Genomic DNA, 315 nt, shown 5'->3' on the forward strand with positions numbered 1-315 from the left:
ATCGAGTTCGCCCGGCGCAGCTCACACACTTCCTTCTCCAGCTCGACCAGGCGTTGGGACTCGCTGGTCGTGGTCCCGGGACGGTGCCCCTCGTCAACCTCGGCCTGCACGACCCAATTCCTCAGAGTCTCGGGATTGATCCCGAGCTGCTCGCCCACACGACGGAACGTGCCCGACCTCGTCGATGGATCCCGTCGCGCCTGAACAGCCATCCTCGTGGCTCTCTCCCGAAGCTCGTCCGGGTACTTCCTCGGTGCTGCCATGCTCCTCATCCTCCCGTGGAATCAGAGCCTCCACCAGACCCGGGGCGATTCA

General features: G+C 64.8%; 1 protein-coding gene. It reads right to left on the bottom strand.

Features of this window, described 5'->3' with window-relative positions; translation table 11 throughout:
- Positions 1-272 (bottom strand): transposase (locus FSY66_RS13175; RefSeq protein ID WP_144795411.1); only part of this gene is annotated, 272 nt, incomplete at its 3' end.
- Positions 273-315: the final 43 nt, after the last annotated feature.

The sequence above is a fragment of the Kocuria palustris genome (assembly GCF_007666205.1).
Lineage (GTDB): Bacteria > Actinomycetota > Actinomycetes > Actinomycetales > Micrococcaceae > Kocuria > Kocuria palustris_A.